General features: G+C 75.0%; 2 protein-coding genes. Both read left to right on the forward strand.

Translation table 11 applies throughout. The features are described from left to right. Window positions 1–402 (forward strand): hypothetical protein (locus ACFQ36_RS23250; protein ID WP_377017993.1); only part of this gene is annotated, 402 nt, incomplete at its 5' end. A gap of 18 nt (window positions 403–420) precedes the next feature. Continuing rightward, a partial coding sequence (locus ACFQ36_RS23255) for a hypothetical protein (protein ID WP_377017995.1) occupies window positions 421–637 on the forward strand: 217 nt, incomplete at its 3' end.

Here is a 637-nt window from a genome sequence, read left to right on the forward strand (position 1 = left end):
CTCCAGCTGCGCCGCTCTGCCGGGGCGACCGAACGCACCCTCGCCGCGGCCGGCGTCCATGGCCGTCCGGTCGGCGACCTGCCGGCGGTCGCGGCCCATCTGGCCCGGGCCGAACGGACCCTGGACGAGCAGCTGCGGCTGGCCGAACGTGAACCGGACCCGACCCTGAAACGGACCCTGGCCGCAAGGCTCGGCGAGCAGGTGGGCCGCGCAGTGGCGCTGGCCGCGCAGCTGCGGCAGACCCTGCTGCTGGCCGGTGACTCCATCGGCGACGCCCAGCTGGAACGTGCCAGCCGCCATCTGGCCCTTGAAGCAGACGCCCTGCGGACCTGGAACCACAGCTACCGCTCCCGGGGCGGCCTCCCCGTCCGCGACATCGCCGACTACCCCGGTCCCCGCTAACCCCTCAAGGATCCGGCCATGTCCATCCGCCGCCGCCTCACCGCCGTCTTCCGCTCCACCCGCACCGTGCAGGTCCCGGACCCGCTGCAGGTCCTGGAGGCCAGCTACCGGCAGCAGCTGGACCTGCTGGAGACCGCCCGGCGCAACACCGCGGACGTGGCCGCCAACCGGCGCCGCGTCCAGCTGCTGGCCGGCCAGGCCGCCGCGGAGGAGGACGGGCTCAACCGCCAGGCCG

Origin of the sequence: Arthrobacter sp. GCM10027362 (genome assembly GCF_042679445.1) — a bacterium.
Classification (GTDB): domain Bacteria; phylum Actinomycetota; class Actinomycetes; order Actinomycetales; family Micrococcaceae; genus Crystallibacter.